14 protein-coding genes and 2 tRNA genes are annotated in these 14761 nt (G+C 49.4%); 5 read left to right on the top strand and 11 right to left on the bottom strand.

What is annotated here, in order from left to right; genetic code table 11:
- The gene (locus ACN0S4_RS01325) at positions 1-855 is read left to right on the top strand and encodes a CPBP family intramembrane glutamic endopeptidase (protein ID WP_417655946.1); all 855 of its coding nucleotides are present in this window, start codon (positions 1-3) and stop codon (positions 853-855) included.
- Positions 856-909: 54 nt separating this feature from the next.
- Here ACN0S4_RS01325 and nth read toward each other — a convergent pair whose 3' ends face one another.
- Genes nth through rsxA form a run of 7 tightly spaced genes read right to left on the bottom strand, consistent with a single transcriptional unit; the run spans position 910 to position 6693 of the window.
- Positions 910-1542 carry an endonuclease III gene (nth, locus tag ACN0S4_RS01320; protein WP_417655945.1) on the bottom strand — a complete coding sequence of 211 codons (633 nt, stop codon included), beginning with the start codon at positions 1540-1542 and terminating at the stop codon, positions 910-912.
- 19 nt (positions 1543-1561) lie between these two features.
- Positions 1562-2251 (bottom strand): electron transport complex subunit E, encoded by a 690-nt coding sequence (locus tag ACN0S4_RS01315; RefSeq protein WP_417655944.1) that lies wholly within the window; start codon positions 2249-2251, stop codon positions 1562-1564.
- Positions 2248-2883: an electron transport complex subunit RsxG gene (rsxG, locus tag ACN0S4_RS01310; RefSeq protein WP_417655943.1), complete on the bottom strand. Its 636-nt coding sequence runs from the start codon at positions 2881-2883 to the stop codon at positions 2248-2250. Before rsxG ends, ACN0S4_RS01315 begins: the two co-directional genes overlap by 4 nt.
- Positions 2880-3938, bottom strand: a complete 1059-nt coding sequence (gene rsxD, locus ACN0S4_RS01305) for an electron transport complex subunit RsxD (protein WP_417655942.1) — start codon at positions 3936-3938, stop codon at positions 2880-2882. Before rsxD ends, rsxG begins: the two co-directional genes overlap by 4 nt.
- Positions 3935-5536 (bottom strand): electron transport complex subunit RsxC, encoded by a 1602-nt coding sequence (rsxC, locus tag ACN0S4_RS01300; protein ID WP_417655941.1) that lies wholly within the window; start codon positions 5534-5536, stop codon positions 3935-3937. The genes rsxD and rsxC overlap by 4 nt, the downstream gene beginning before the upstream one ends.
- 3 nt (positions 5537-5539) lie before the next feature.
- On the bottom strand, positions 5540-6112 hold the full coding sequence (gene rsxB, locus ACN0S4_RS01295; RefSeq protein ID WP_417655940.1) for an electron transport complex subunit RsxB: 573 nt from the start codon (positions 6110-6112) through the stop codon (positions 5540-5542).
- On the bottom strand, positions 6109-6693 hold the full coding sequence (gene rsxA, locus ACN0S4_RS01290; protein ID WP_417655939.1) for an electron transport complex subunit RsxA: 585 nt from the start codon (positions 6691-6693) through the stop codon (positions 6109-6111). Before rsxA ends, rsxB begins: the two co-directional genes overlap by 4 nt.
- 196 nt (positions 6694-6889) lie before the next feature.
- Here rsxA and ACN0S4_RS01285 point away from each other — a divergent pair, with 196 nt between their 5' ends.
- Positions 6890-7423, top strand: a complete 534-nt coding sequence (locus ACN0S4_RS01285; RefSeq protein ID WP_417655938.1) for a phosphatase PAP2 family protein — start codon at positions 6890-6892, stop codon at positions 7421-7423.
- 34 nt (positions 7424-7457) lie between these two features.
- A complete protein-coding gene (locus tag ACN0S4_RS01280) occupies positions 7458-8516 on the top strand; it encodes a glycosyltransferase family protein (RefSeq protein WP_417655937.1) in 1059 nt (352 codons plus the stop codon).
- Between the two features lie 2 nt (positions 8517-8518).
- On the opposite strand, the gene ACN0S4_RS01275 is transcribed toward ACN0S4_RS01280, so the two are convergent.
- The 3 genes from ACN0S4_RS01275 to ACN0S4_RS01265 form a co-directional block, all read right to left on the bottom strand.
- A tRNA-Asn gene (locus ACN0S4_RS01275) sits at positions 8519-8595 on the bottom strand.
- Between the two features lie 33 nt (positions 8596-8628).
- Positions 8629-8705 (bottom strand) — tRNA-Asn (locus ACN0S4_RS01270).
- 573 nt (positions 8706-9278) lie between these two features.
- On the bottom strand, positions 9279-10466 hold the full coding sequence (locus ACN0S4_RS01265) for a pyridoxal phosphate-dependent aminotransferase (protein ID WP_417655936.1): 1188 nt from the start codon (positions 10464-10466) through the stop codon (positions 9279-9281).
- Positions 10467-10638: 172 nt separating this feature from the next.
- Between ACN0S4_RS01265 and ACN0S4_RS01260 the strand changes: the two genes are divergently transcribed.
- Complete coding sequence (locus tag ACN0S4_RS01260; protein WP_417655935.1) at positions 10639-12021, top strand: MATE family efflux transporter; 1383 nt, start codon at positions 10639-10641, stop codon at positions 12019-12021.
- Positions 12018-14042: an excinuclease ABC subunit UvrB gene (uvrB, locus tag ACN0S4_RS01255; protein WP_417655934.1), complete on the top strand. Its 2025-nt coding sequence runs from the start codon at positions 12018-12020 to the stop codon at positions 14040-14042. The genes ACN0S4_RS01260 and uvrB overlap by 4 nt, the downstream gene beginning before the upstream one ends.
- On the opposite strand, the gene ACN0S4_RS01250 is transcribed toward uvrB, so the two are convergent.
- Complete coding sequence (locus ACN0S4_RS01250) at positions 14039-14725, bottom strand: glutathione S-transferase N-terminal domain-containing protein (RefSeq protein ID WP_417655933.1); 687 nt, start codon at positions 14723-14725, stop codon at positions 14039-14041. The genes uvrB and ACN0S4_RS01250 overlap by 4 nt on opposite strands.
- Positions 14726-14761 lie beyond the last annotated feature (36 nt).

Here is a 14761-nt window from a genome sequence, read left to right as displayed (position 1 = left end):
ATGAACTCTACTAAAGACACTTATATCACGCTCGCAACATTTTTGGCCTTCGTTATTGCTTTTTACTTCCTGGGATTTTGGCTGATATTTAGAATGGGACAAGCAACGCCCCTTATGTTGTCAGTAGGCGCTGCTACGATTTTAACTTGTTTAGTTAGAAAGAAGAGCTTATCTGAACTAGGTTGGAATTGGGGCAGTTGGAAAGTGCAATGGAAAAGCTATCTGATACCCTTTGCTATTGCGTCAGTGGCTTATTTACTTATTTGGTCTTTGGGGGGCGGTGACTTATACAACAGTGAATTCTTAGCGGACAAAAAGCAAAGCTATAACTTAAGCGAATGGAATGATTTAAGTATATTTCTTTTTCATTTGTTTTTAGTCGCGTGTATCAGCTTCATAATGTCAATTCCGTCTATTTTAGGAGAAGAAATTGGATGGAGAGGGCTATTAGTTCCTGAGCTTTCTAAAATCACATCATTTACTGGGGTCGTGTTAGTGAGTGGCATGCTCTGGTCTGCATTTCATTGGCCGTTGATCTTTTTAGGTTTGTATGGGAATAGCGATACATCGATTTACTATCAACTATTTTTCTTTACGTTATTCATTATTTCTAGCGGAACTATCATGGCTTATATCCGGTTAAAAACAGACAGTGTCTGGACAGCCGTTATGTATCATGGGGCGTCTAATATATTTATTCAAAAAGTATTTACGCCTATTACCATTACAAACGAAAACTCAAGTTATTACATTGATGAATTCGGAGCGGTATTAGCGTTGGTAGCCACAGTTGTCGCGTTTGTCTATTGGAGGAAAGGTGTAAAAGAGTTTTCTTCATTAGCCCAAAAAACTTAAAACCCTGTTGAGGGATATAATCAGCAAAAGCATTAATTGAATAAACTCAAAATATTATTCGGTTTTGTCTTTAAACTCACACAAGTCTTCGATAATACAAGAACCACAACGGGGCTTGCGGGCAATACAGGTGTAACGGCCGTGCAAAATAAGCCAGTGATGGACATCGACTTTAAATTCAGCGGGAACCACTTTTAACAATTTCTGCTCAACCTCGTTGACATTCTTGCCCGGTGCCAGCCGGGTACGGTTGCTGACCCGGAAAATATGCGTATCCACCGCGATGGTGGGCCAGCCAAATGCGGTGTTTAACACCACGTTTGCGGTTTTGCGCCCAACGCCTGGCAATGCCTCTAAGGCTTCGCGATCTTCCGGGACTTCACCATTGTATTGGTCGACCAAAATTTTGCAGGTCTTCATGACGTTTTCTGCTTTGGTATTAAATAAGCCGATGGTCTTGATGTGATGTTTAACACCGTCTAAACCCAACGCGAGCATCGCAGCAGGCGTTCGTGCAACAGGGAAGAGGGTGCGGGTCGCTTTGTTGACACCGACATCAGTTGCTTGGGCAGATAGCAGTACCGCAATCAGCAACTCAAAGCTCGAACTGTACTCCAACTCAGTGGTTGGGTGTGGGTTTTCGGCACGCAGCCGCGTTAAGATTTCAATTCGCTTGGCTTGATTCATAGTCCTACAACTAAGTCTTCTATTGAGAAGTAACGCGCGCTCGTGTTACCACTTTATCAGGTTGCTGCGCACGTTGCTCACGATAGTGATCAATCATATTTTTCAGCGCGATGATGAAGCCCATCACAATGAAAGCGCCCGGTGGCAAGATTGCCAATAGCAACGGATAGTCGACCGTAAATACGTCGATGCGCAAATGCACCGCCCAGTCACCTAAGAGCAACTCGGCACCCGCGAACAGAGTTCCGTTGCCAAGGACCTCACGGATACCCCCTAACAGCAGCAATACTGCGGTAAAGCCGAGCCCCATCATCAAACCATCATAGGCTGACCAATGCCATGGGTTTTTCGAGGCATACGCCTCAGCACGACCGATAATCGCACAGTTTGTGACGATCAGTGGAATAAAGATACCAAGCGCTTGGTAGAGCTCAAACAGGTAGGCATTAATGAGTAACTGAATGACGGTCACAAATGTTGCGATGACCATCACAAACACCGGAATGCGAATTTCCTTGGGGACGTAATCACGTACCAATGAGACGGTAATATTGGAGCCTACCAGTACAAACAACGTCGCTAGCCCTAAACCTAGAGCGTTAGTGACGGTTGCGGTGACTGCCAACAATGGACATAAACCCAACAGTTGAACCAGTGCGGGGTTATTGGTCCAGAGTCCTTGTTGTGTGAGCTCTTTCAGTTGCGTCATGACGTCGTCTCCCAACAGTTACTCGGCGCTGCAAACCAGCTGTCGCGATTGGCTTGGAAACTTAACACGGCTTCTTCAACAGCGCTCACCACCGCTCGTGGCGTAATAGTGGCACCCGTAAACTGGTCGAAAATACCACCGTCGCGTTTGACGGCCCAGCGGGGGTCATCAGAACCGTTGACCGTGAGTCCCTGAAAACTATCTATCCAATCACTTTTTCGGCGTTCAATTTTATCACCGAGTCCCGGAGTTTCGGCGTGAGCTAGGGTACGCACCCCAGCGACAGAACCATCGTACTGAATCGCGACCATTAATTGAATCGCACCGCTATAGCCGTCGGGTGCAGTAACCGTAATGGCGAGCGCTTGTGGCTCACCGTTGAGCCAAGCGCGATAGGCGCGTTGGGGCTTGCTGCCGAGTTCAGGCACGTTCAATTGCGTACAACTCGCGTAGAGGTCATTGTCATGCGCGCGCGCTGGAATAATCTCGTTCAATACACGCAATAATTCCGCTTCTTGCTGCCGTTGAATAGGGGCTTCGGTGAGTTTCGCGATGACGACAATCAACAAGGTCGCCAACATGGCAAAAACCGCGAGGATCAAACCATTACGTCGCATACTACGAGCAATCATGAACGACCTCCGTGACCATAAGCGATAGGTTGCGTGTATTTATCAATAACCGGAACGCACATGTTGGCAAGCAGCACCGCGAAAGCAACCCCGTCAGGATAGCCACCCCAGGTTCGAATCACGAAGGTGAGAAAACCAATCAACAGACCGAAGTAGAGTCGACCACGATTGGACGTGGCGGCCGTCACTGGATCGGTTGCGATAAAAAACGCACCTAACATGGTGGCGCCACTGAGCAGGTGCACCGATAAGCCAATGGCTTGCCCGGGTGCGAACAATGACATGAGAATACTTGGAATAGCCAAGCCAAGAAGCAATCCGGCTGGGATGTGCCAGCTGATGATTTTCTGATAAACCAGCAGTAGACCGCCGAGTAAGAATGCGAGATTCACCCACATCCAACCAATACCTGCAATGTCATTGAAGATAGGTTTTGCAAACGCTTCGCTCGGTGTTAACGAACGACTTAAATCGGTTTTCATGCTATCCAGCGGCGTCGCCATAGTGGCGCCATCAATGCCGGTGCGCAATTGCTCCATATTGTAGCCTGACTGGGTGTAACCCGAGCCGACTAAGGATACGCTATCGGCAAAATTGATTGTGTATTGCGCTAACGATTGCGGTACTGGCCAACTGGTCATTTGCACGGGGAATGAGATCAACAGCAGCACATAGCCAGCCATGGCTGGGTTAAATAGATTTTGACCGACGCCTCCGTACACGTGCTTCACCACCACAATGGAGAAACTCGTGCCGATGACGATAATCCACCAAGGTGCATACGCGGGAATACTGACGGCAAGCAGCAGTGCGGTCACAATAGTTGTATGATCACGCCACGCAAACCGAGCTGAACGACCCCGGAGCCACATACAGGCCGCTTCGGTAAAAATTGCAGTGACCAGTGCGAGGAGCATTTGCAACCAGACGCCCCAGCCAAAAAAGTAGGTGAGTGCAGCAACACCGGGAATCATGCACAGATAAACCCAGCGCATGACCTGTTGTGTCGTGCGCCGTTGATGCGTATGGGGTGAAGTCGCTATGGTAAAACTCATGATGATTTCCCATCCGTTTCTGAGTTCGCCTGCTGCTCTTTCAACTGCGCAGCTTTCCGAGCTTTGGCACGAGCAATCGCAGCTTGCACCGCATCTTGCGGATTATCGGCACCGGCTTTGACTGCTTCAGCTTGCGCTTGTTTACGTGCTTCCGCTGCTTTGCGGTGGCGTTCCAGACGTTCGGCTTTTTCACGCTCTAATCGTTCATTACGCGCTTCAAAGCGCTCACGGGCCACTTCGGCTTTGGCCTTTTCACGAGCAATGTTGCGCACTTCGGCTTTTGCTTTGCGATAATAGTGCACCAAAGGAATTTCACTTGGGCAGACGTAGGCACAGGCGCCACATTCGATGCAATCGAACAGGTTTTGTTTATTTAAGCCGTCATAATCTTTAGCTTTAGCGAGCCATTGCAACTGCTGCGGAAGCAGTTTTGCTGGACACACATCGGCACAGGCACCACAGCGAATGCAGGGCATTTCTTGTTGTGGTGGCGCTAACTCGGCGGTTGATGGTACCAAAATACAATTCGTGATTTTCACCACAGGCACCGTCAAGTCGGGCAGAGTAAAGCCCATCATTGGTCCACCCATAATGACGCGTTGATTGGTCTCTGCGGTGTAACGTGTGACCTGTAAAACATGCTCAACTGGGGTGCCGAGGCGCACCCAGTAGTTGCCCGGCTTGGCAACATGTTCACCGGTCACGGTTACCACGCGTTGCAACAACGGCTCGCCGTGATCAATAGCACGTGCGACGGCATAAGCCGTGCCGACATTGTGCATGACGAGGCCAATGTCGATAGGCAAACCACGGCTCGGTACTTGGCGACCGGTCAGCAACTGAATAAGTTGCTTCTCACCACCCGACGGATATTTAGTAGGCACTACGCGAAGCTGCATGCGCGGATAATCAGTCAATGCCGCTTGCATGGCCGCAATGGCTTCGGGTTTATTGTCTTCAACGGCAATCAGAGCCTGTGGACACTGGGTGATGTCCAACAGTAAATCAGCGCCACGCAAGATAGTGGTGGCGTGCTCACGCATCAGGCGGTCATCTGCACTAATGTAGGGCTCGCATTCCACCCCATTGATGATCAAATAGTCGAGGGGGCGCTGTAATGCTAATTTCTGGGCTGTCGGGAAGCCTGCGCCGCCGAGTCCGGCAATCCCCGCTTGGCGTAATTGTTCAAGCAAGTCAGCGCGAGAGGCGGTTGCAACGTCTTGCACCGGTAACGGTGGGGCAAAGGTATCTTTGCCATCAGCGGAAATAGTGATCACAACGTCGGGTAGTCCAGATGGATGCGCGATGCGCCCAGGACCAATAGCCGTAACCGTACCCGATGTTGGTGCGTGGACGGGTAAGCCAAACCCAACGCCCACTTGCGTTAGCGGTTGGCCAGCTAAGACGGTTTGACCCACTCTAACAATAATGTCACCGGGTTCACCACTGTGCTGCTTAATGGGCACGGAATAGTGGGTTGCCAGCGGTAATTCTCGCAACGGATAGGTGTTGGATAGCTCTTTGCGTTCTGGCGGATGGATACCACCTGGGAACGTCCAGATATGTCCTGCGGCGATAGTTTTCGGGTCAGCGGTCATCCGTTACGACTCCTGGTCCGCAGTAGCAACCATCTTCACGGGTATTTGTTGTAAATCCCATTGCCAAGTTTCAGGTTTGGTGGGAACAGGCACCATGTCGATGCAGTCGACTGGGCAAGGTTCAACACACAAGTCACAGCCAGTACACTCATGCGCAATGACGGTATGCATATGTTTCGCCGCACCCAAAATGGCATCGACCGGACAGGCTTGAATACATTTGGTGCACCCGATGCACTCGTCCTCGCGGATAACGGCAACTTTTTTGACGTCTTCAGCACCGTGTGCCGAGTCCAACGGTTTGGCTTCTACCCCCATTAAGTCAGCGAGCTCTTTAATGGTGGCATCACCGCCCGGCGGGCATTTATTGATGGCATCGCCATTGGCAATAGCCTGTGCATAGGGTCGACAACCGGGATAACCGCATTGTCCGCACTGCGTTTGTGGCAAGATGGCATCAATTTGGTCGACAATAGGATCACTTTCAACTTTAAAGCGCACGGCAGCGAAGCCGAGGATCAAGCCAAATATTAAAGCCAGACCACCGAAGACTAAGATTGCGGTCAATACACTCATTGTACCGTCACCAAGCCAGCAAACCCCATAAATGCCAACGACATTAAACCAGCGGTAATCATCGCAACCGCTGCGCCTTTAAAGGGCAGGGGAACGTCCGCTGCGGCAAGCCGCTCACGCAACGCGGAAAACAAGACCAAGACCAATGAGAAACCCACCGCAGCGCCAAAGCCATAGACAATAGATTCGACGAAGTTGTGTTGCTCGTTAATGTTGAGCAGCGCTACACCTAACACCGCACAGTTGGTGGTAATGAGCGGGAGGAAAATACCGAGTAGTCGATAGAGCGTGGGGCTGGTTTTGTGCACGACCATTTCGGTGAATTGAACCACTACGGCAATCACCAAAATAAAGCTTAAGGTTTGCAGCGCCAGCAGGTTCAGCGGTTCCAGAATATACTGGTTCACTAAATAGCTGGCGACAGAGGCTAGCGTCAACACAAAAGTGGTTGCTGCGGACATACCAATAGCGGTCTCTAGTTTGTTGGAGACCCCCATAAACGGGCACAACCCTAGAAACTTAACGAGTACGAAATTGTTGACTAACACGGTTGCTACCAACAGTAGCAAATAGTCACCCATAACACTTCTCATGTGGCTAGCAAGAACAGAGGTATTATCGGCTCTTTAGCCCCATGAAACAACCGACGAACTGTCGGGTTATTAGATTTTTCTCGCCATTCAGAGCGGTTTGTCATGAAATCTTCATAAAAGTGTCGCTGAGACTACATTTTGAGCGCCTAAAGTTCACGCTAGACAAACCTAGTGAGGCCGAGTGATGACACGATGGCTAGAGCAATTACATACGGTTGATGAGCTGAGCTTCAGCTGGTGTTGTCGACGCTTCGCAAAACTATCGCAATCTCCTTATGTCCGATTGGTGTCACTCAGCGGCGATGGCTACGTTTATGCATTGTTGGTAGGTTGCGCTTGGTGGCTGGCCGAACATGATATGCAACCCATGTTGTTCGCATTAGTCCTTGGTTTTGCCATAGAAATTCCTTTGTTCATGCTCATCAAACGTTGGCTTAAGCGGCCGCGGCCTTATCAGCGCTTGCAAAACTTCCAAGCGGTGATTCAAGCGCACGATCAGTTTAGTTTCCCATCGGGACATACCACAGCTGCTTTTCTGTTTGCCGGTTGTGCTGGCTACTTCTGGCCTGATTACACGGGTTTGCTTTATCTGTGGGCGAGTTTAGTAGGTTTGTCTCGCGTATTACTCGGGGTTCATTATCCAGGCGATATTCTAGCTGGAGCCGCATTAGGTTCTGCTCTCGCACTGTTTTCAATTGGGGTTGTTGTCAGTGGCTAAGGAAGCGACTAGCACCCATTAAGGAGGTAAAACCATGCGAATTTTGATTGGTATTCAAGGCACAGGCAACGGTCACATTAGTCGCTGTGCAGCTCTTGCTGAAGCGTTGCAACGTTACTCTGTTGATGTGGACTACTTGGTCTCTGGGCGCGAGCGTTCAGCACTGTTCGATATGCAAGTGTTTGGTGATTTTGCGTGGCGACAAGGGCTAACTTTTGCCGTTAAAGATGGTCGCTTAGCGCTACTCGAAACGCTACAGCGCAATCGTTGGCGCACCTTTTGGAATGATGTTAATGCACTGGATTTGAGCGCTTATGATCTGGTGGTCAGTGATTTTGAACCGGTCACGGCATGGGCTGGTCGTCAACAGCAACAACGGGTCATTGGTATTGGCCGTCAATTTGCTTTTTTTGATCGGTTACCGAGCTTGCCTGTACAAGCAACACAACGCCAACTGCTGCGTTGGTTTGCTCCAGTATCTGATGCAGTGGGTATGCATTGGTTGGCAGATAGTCCATCAATACTACCTCCGGTCATTCATCAACGAGCGACCACGCAAGCCGCGGTGAACGAACAACAAATCATCGTTTATTTACCCTTTGAACCGCTTGCTGCCGTGCATCGGTTGTTGGCTGCATTTCCGGCTTATCAATTTCATATCTTCCATCCACAAGCCGAGCGCAAGTCAATCGATCACCTGCATTACTATGCGCCATCTCGACACGAATTTGCCGATGTTTTTGCCAGCTCAAACGGCGTCATTAGTAACGCTGGATTCGAAACCGCTAGTGAGGCTCTAGCTGCGGGTAAAAAGCTTCTCGTGAGGCCACTGGCAGGGCAATTTGAGCAACAGGCTAATGCTACCTGTCTTGCTGACCAAAGGTTGGCGACAGTGATGTCCGAATTAGACCCACAGATTGTCGGTGAGTGGTTGCAGCAAGGTCGTGCGAAAAAGTTTCATTGGCCGCATGTTGCTGACCATATTGCGCAGTGGCTTGCGAGCGGTGCAGAACAGCCGGTACACGAATTGAGCCAAAAGGTATGGCGGCAATGTGAATTTGATGATTATTACGGATTACTACAACACGGCTAAGATGGCTCCCCAGGTAGGATTCGAACCTACGACACATGGATTAACAGTCCACCGCTCTAACCAACTGAGCTACTGGGGAAAAGCATTTGGGAGGTGTTGTGAGAGGCTGAGTTGGCTCCCCAGGTAGGATTCGAACCTACGACACATGGATTAACAGTCCACCGCTCTAACCAACTGAGCTACTGGGGAACAGCTACACAACGGGTGCGAATGTTAAAGGTGGTTGCGCACCCTGTCAATACTAAAAAAGTTTGTTTGCTGAATAAATCAGCACTCGCAAAAAAAATGCCAAAGTCAAGCATGTGACTTTCGTGAAAATATATCAAATGATATAAAATGTGAAGGATGTCAATTATCCACAGTATTGCCAATGTCACGCCACTCAAAGGCTTGCCGATCTTATCCACTAAATCTGTGGATAACCTTGTGGAAGAACCTGTGAGATTCCATAAAAATCGGGCGTCTCGGCCTGATTTAGCGATTGCTTAAAAATTGCGTCAAAATAAAAATATCTATTTAAAACAGTGATTTATTTAAAATCGACGAACTGCGGTTTGCTTGCGCACGAGCTATTCACGGCTTTTATGACGAAACGGTCATACTTGTGCAAAACCTAATCATAAGAGATAGGTGAATAGTGAATAGTGAACAGTGAATAGTGAATAGTGAACAGGGAACAGGGAATAGGGAACAGTGAAATAAACAAAAGCCTCAAATCCAGAGGCTTAGGTGTCTTTCTATTCTCTGTTCACCATTTACTAGTTACTTGGTTTGGGCGAATGCAGCGATACGGCGGACGGCCTCTTGTAGCGTCTCCATCGAGCATGCGAACGAGAAGCGGCAGTGGCCCGGTGCGCCAAATGCAGACCCAGGAACGAGTGCTACCTTTGCGTCGCTGAGGATTTGCTCACAGAGCTCCACGTCTGTTGAGCAGCCTTTTGCGGTCATCAAACCGTCAATATTGGCAAACGTGTAGAAGGTGCCATCACCGGCGATACATTGAATGCCTGGGATTTGATTTAATGCATCGACTAGATAATCGTGACGTTGTTTGAATGCCGTTACCATGTCATCGATACAGCTTTGATCGCCATTGAGTGCCGCAAGTGCCGCGTACTGACTGATACTGGCTGGATTAGATGTGCTTTGCGATTGAATTTTCTTCATGGCTGCAATAATCGGCGCCGGACCTGCGGCGTAACCAATTCGCCAGCCGGTCATGGCATAGGCTTTGGATACACCGGACAAGACCACAATACGATCACGTAACTCAGGTGCAACCATGGCAATGTTAGCAAACGGCTCTTCGCTCCAGAGAATGTGCTCATACATGTCGTCAGTGGCGATGAGGATATCTGGATAGTTGACTAACACATCGGCCAGTGCTCGCAATTCAGCTGCCGTATAAGCCGTTCCCGTTGGGTTAGATGGGCTATTGAGGAACAATAGACGGGTTCTGGGCGTAATAGCCGCCGCTAATTGTTCCGCATTAATTTTGTAACGCTGCTCAATTCCCGCTTGAATAAACTTAGGCTCCGCACCAACCAGCAGTGACATGTCGGGATAAGAAACCCAGTAGGGTGCCGGAATGAGTACTTCGTCACCAGGATTCAGCCAAGCGCTCAGTAGATTGAAGATACTGTGTTTACCGCCTGCAGAAATCAGGATTTGGTTGACTTGGTAATCGAGTTGGTTATCGCGCTTGAGTTTTTCTATGACTGCCTTTTTCAGATCTAAAATACCATCGACAGCCGTATATTTTGTGTGTCCAGCATCAATTGCGGCTTTTGCCGCATCTTTCACAAATGCGGGTGTGTCGAAGTCGGGCTCACCGACACCCAGACCGATAACATCATGGCCCGCCGCTTTCAGCTCAGCCGCCTTTTGAGAAACAGCGAGGGTTGGGGATGGTTGAATGGCATTGACACGATCTGACAACTGGTAGTTCACGGATACTTCCTGTAGCGACGAAACGATGGCTTATCATACGATTCCGAGCCAAAAATGTCTATCTGGTCCGCGGTCAATAAGTGTCTTTTCCGGGGTTTCAGGCGTAGCGATGAAGGCGGGCTTTCGGTACACTATGTGGTCTTTCTTTTCACCTTCAATAAGAGCGTAGTGAATGAGCAATGTAGCCGCTGCAGTGAAGGCTAAATCATTAGTTTCCGATCCAATAAAACCAACGCTATGGCGAATGACATGGCCGGTGATTATTGGGGTGTTGACGTTGATCAGCTTCAATGTTGTCGATACGTTCTTTATTGGCATGTTGGGTACGGACCCGCTTGCCGCAGTCAGTTTTACTTTTCCTGTCACCTTTACGGTGATCAGTCTGGCTATCGGTCTTGGTATAGGCACCTCGGCGGTCATTGCGCGCAAGCGGGGCAGTGGTCGTGAGGAGCATGCGCGTTTCGATGGTGCCGTTGCGCTGGTCGTTGCTGGCTTATTGGTGTCGGCATTGTCGGTGCTAGGCTATCTCTTTCTCGAGCCTATCTTCACTATGTTGCAAGCCCAACCGCGCCTGATGCCTTATATTCGCGATTATATGCATGTCTGGCTGATTGGTGCGGCTTTACTGGTCTTGCCGATGGTTGGGAATGCCGTTCTCCGGGCAGCGGGTGATACACGGACCCCCTCCATTATCATGGCCTCCGGTGGCTTGCTGAACGCTATTTTTGATCCGATTCTTATATTTGGCTGGGGCCCGATACCTGCGTTTGGGATTCAAGGGGCAGCCTTGGCAAGTTTGCTGTCGTGGACCATAGGTGTGGTGTTGGTGCTCTGCTATCTCAACTACAAGCAATTGCTGACTTTGATTGCACCTGCGGGCGCTAGTTTCGTGCATTCAGCCAAACAGATTCTCTCTATTGGTGTTCCAGCTGCAGGGGCGAATATGTTGACGCCCATCGCCATGGGCGTTCTGACGGCGATTGTCGCTAGTTATGGCGCGCCAGCGGTGGCTGCCTTTGGGGTAGGGACTCGCTTGGAATCGCTCGCTAGTGTCGTCATTTTGGCACTATCGATGTCGTTACCCCCGTTAATTAGCCAGAATTTTGGCGCGCATGCTTTTGCCCGAGTAGCGGCGGCATATCGATTGGCATTGCAATCGATTCTCTTGATTCAATTAGTCATGTATGTGGTGTTGGTAGCACTAACGCCATTTATTGCCGCGGCATTTACGGATGACCCTGAAGTAGCTCGAATTATCCGCTTATTTATTTACATCATGCCGCTTGGCTATGGATTGCAAGGGATTATCATTCTGACGAACTCCAGCTTCAATGCTTTACACCGCCCATTATCGGCCTTGGTTCTCAGTGTTTTTCGATTGTTTGTCATGTTTGTTCCGTTGAGTTATCTCGGTGCACTCTGGTTTGACCTAACTGGCCTCTTTGTCGGTGGAGTGGTGGCAAACTGTATTACAGCGGGAGTGGCGTGGTACGCGTTTCAGCGCGTACTTGGTCAAGAACAACGACACTATCAAGAAGTAGGGAAAACCGCATGAGTCGAGCTTTCGAGTTAGTATCTTCGTATCAGCCAGCTGGTGATCAACCGCAGGCTATCGAGAAGTTGGTCGATAACCTCGAGGCTGGTTTGGCGCATCAGACATTACTGGGGGTCACCGGCTCGGGTAAGACGTTTACCATGGCGAACGTGATTCAAAAAGTGCAACGTCCGACCTTGATTCTGGCTCACAACAAGACTCTTGCGGCACAATTGTATGGTGAGATGAAAGAGTTCTTCCCGAACAATGCGGTCGAATATTTTGTCTCCTATTACGACTACTACCAACCTGAAGCTTACGTGCCCACCACCGATACGTTTATCGAGAAAGACGCGTCTATTAATGAGCACATTGAACAAATGCGTCTGTCGGCTACCAAGGCGTTGTTGGAACGTCGTGATGTCGTGTTAGTCGCCTCAGTGTCCTGTATTTATGGTTTGGGTGACCCCGACGCCTACATGAGCATGATGTTGCATTTGCGCCGTGGTGACATTATTGACCAACGTGACATTTTGCGCCGATTAGCCCAGCTCCAATACAAGCGCAACGACGCTGCATTTGAGCGTGCGACCTACCGCGTGCGCGGTGAAGTCATTGATATATTCCCAGCTGAATCTGAACAATTGGCGATTCGCGTGGAATTATTTGACCAAGAAATCGATCGAATCAGCTTTTTTGAGCCGTTAACAGGACAGATTACGGAAGCCGATGTGGCGCGCGTGACGGTATATCCGAAATCACACTATGTAACCCCTCGGGAAACGCTACTGAAAGCGATTGAACACATCAAAGTGGAGCTGGCAGAACGCAAACGAGATTTACTCGACCAGAATAAGTTGCTGGAAGAGCAGCGCATTAGTCAGCGTACACAATTTGATATCGAAATGATGAACGAGCTCGGTTATTGCTCAGGAATCGAAAACTATTCACGATATTTGTCTGGACGCGCGCCTGGCGAGCCGCCGCCGACGTTACTAGATTATTTGCCGGATGATGCGTTACTTGTCATTGATGAGTCGCACGTGACCGTGTCGCAAGTTGGGGCAATGTACAAAGGCGATCGTTCGCGCAAAGAAAACCTCGTGAATTACGGCTTTCGGTTGCCGTCGGCGCTCGATAATCGGCCACTTAAATTTGATGAATTTGAAGCCATAGCACCACAAACCATCTATGTGAGTGCGACACCGGGTAAGTACGAGATCGAGAAATGTGCGGGCGAAGTGGTTGAACAGGTCGTGCGGCCGACTGGACTGATCGATCCAGAAATTGAAATCCGCCCAGTGGGTACACAGGTCGATGACTTAATGTCTGAAGTACGCTTGCGCACGGCAAAAAATGAACGGGTACTAGCAACGACACTGACCAAGAAGATGGCCGAAGATTTGAGTGACTATCTGGATGAGCATGGTATTCGCGTCCGTTACCTGCACTCTGATATCGATACGGTTGAACGGATGGAGATTATCCGTGATCTACGTTTGGGCGAGTTTGATGTATTGGTCGGTATTAACCTCTTAAGAGAGGGCTTGGATATGCCAGAAGTCAGCTTGGTGGCTATTCTTGATGCCGATAAAGAAGGATTCTTGCGTTCCGATCGTTCGTTGATTCAGACCATCGGCCGTGCGGCTCGAAATTTAAATGGTAAAGCGATTCTCTATGCTGATCGTATCACTGGCTCTATGCAACGAGCGATTGATGAAACCGATCGTCGCCGCACGAAGCAAATTGCTTTCAACACCGAGAATGGCATCACGCCGCAGGGACTCAACAAGAAAATTACCGACGTGATGGACTTAGGCTCGAGTCGCAATAAGCGTGGTGAGCGGGGGCAACGACAAGCGGCAGAGCCACGCGCTAGCTATAACGAGCAGGCTGCGATAGTGGATCCGAAGCAATTACTACAGCAGTTAGAGAAGACCGAAAAAGCCATGTATCAGGCAGCTCGTGACCTTGAATTTGAACGCGCAGCCCAGTTGCGTGATGAGGTGGCTGAACTGCGCGAACAATTGAAACGCAGTTAGTCTGGATCGCGCTCGAACATATTGCGACGTGCCTCATCACTGAGTTCTTTCGCACGCTCAAAGTCCTTTTCAATAGCATACGCGCGCTCGGCCGCTGGACGGGCGCGGATGCGTTTGACCCACGCTTGCACATTCGGGTAATCGGCTAAATCAATATAATGCCAGTCATGGCTCCGACACCATGGATGCGCGGCCATATCGGCAATTGAATAATCACCACAAATAAAGTCCCGTCCTTCGAGTTGTTTATCGAGTACTTTATAGAGCCGCCGAGTTTCCTTGTTATAGCGTTCTTGTGCATAGGGAATAGGCTCGGGTGCGTAACGATTAAAGTGGTGATTCTGGCCCAGCATGGGCCCTAAACCACCCATCTGCCACATCAGCCATTGCAGCACCTGATAACGTTCTGCCCCCGCTTTTGGGAGATATTTGCCGTGCTTCTCTGCCAAATAGACCAAAATCGCCCCCGACTCAAATATCGCCACTGGTTCATCACCAAATTCCGGTTGATGATCGACGAGTGCTGGCATTCGGTTATTCGGACTAATTTTCAAGAACTCAGGCTCGAATTGATCCCCTTTGGTGATATCCACCACTTTAATGATATACGGCAAGCCAAGTTCTTCGAGAAACAAAGTCACTTTGTGACCATTTGGGGTAGGGAAGTAATATAAATCGTACATAAGGGATCCTCGTTCTAAGGCTGAGAAACTTCACAT

Source organism: Pseudidiomarina aestuarii, assembly GCF_048263735.1.
GTDB lineage: Bacteria > Pseudomonadota > Gammaproteobacteria > Enterobacterales > Alteromonadaceae > Pseudidiomarina > Pseudidiomarina aestuarii_B.
This window is presented reverse-complemented; position numbering and strand designations above follow the sequence as displayed.

Coding starts and splice junctions, on each gene's coding strand:
- rsxA (WP_417655939.1), bottom strand. CDS start 6,693: ATGGGTGACTATTTGCTACTGTTGGTAGCAACCGTGTTAGTCAACAAT.
- uvrB (WP_417655934.1), top strand. CDS start 12,018: ATGAGTCGAGCTTTCGAGTTAGTATCTTCGTATCAGCCAGCTGGTGAT.
- ACN0S4_RS01285 (WP_417655938.1), top strand. CDS start 6,890: ATGACACGATGGCTAGAGCAATTACATACGGTTGATGAGCTGAGCTTC.
- rsxG (WP_417655943.1), bottom strand. CDS start 2,883: ATGATTGCTCGTAGTATGCGACGTAATGGTTTGATCCTCGCGGTTTTT.
- nth (WP_417655945.1), bottom strand. CDS start 1,542: ATGAATCAAGCCAAGCGAATTGAAATCTTAACGCGGCTGCGTGCCGAA.
- ACN0S4_RS01280 (WP_417655937.1), top strand. CDS start 7,458: ATGCGAATTTTGATTGGTATTCAAGGCACAGGCAACGGTCACATTAGT.
- ACN0S4_RS01260 (WP_417655935.1), top strand. CDS start 10,639: ATGAGCAATGTAGCCGCTGCAGTGAAGGCTAAATCATTAGTTTCCGAT.
- ACN0S4_RS01325 (WP_417655946.1), top strand. CDS start 1: ATGAACTCTACTAAAGACACTTATATCACGCTCGCAACATTTTTGGCC.
- ACN0S4_RS01250 (WP_417655933.1), bottom strand. CDS start 14,725: ATGTACGATTTATATTACTTCCCTACCCCAAATGGTCACAAAGTGACT.
- rsxD (WP_417655942.1), bottom strand. CDS start 3,938: ATGAGTTTTACCATAGCGACTTCACCCCATACGCATCAACGGCGCACG.
- rsxC (WP_417655941.1), bottom strand. CDS start 5,536: ATGACCGCTGACCCGAAAACTATCGCCGCAGGACATATCTGGACGTTC.
- ACN0S4_RS01315 (WP_417655944.1), bottom strand. CDS start 2,251: ATGACGCAACTGAAAGAGCTCACACAACAAGGACTCTGGACCAATAAC.
- rsxB (WP_417655940.1), bottom strand. CDS start 6,112: ATGAGTGTATTGACCGCAATCTTAGTCTTCGGTGGTCTGGCTTTAATA.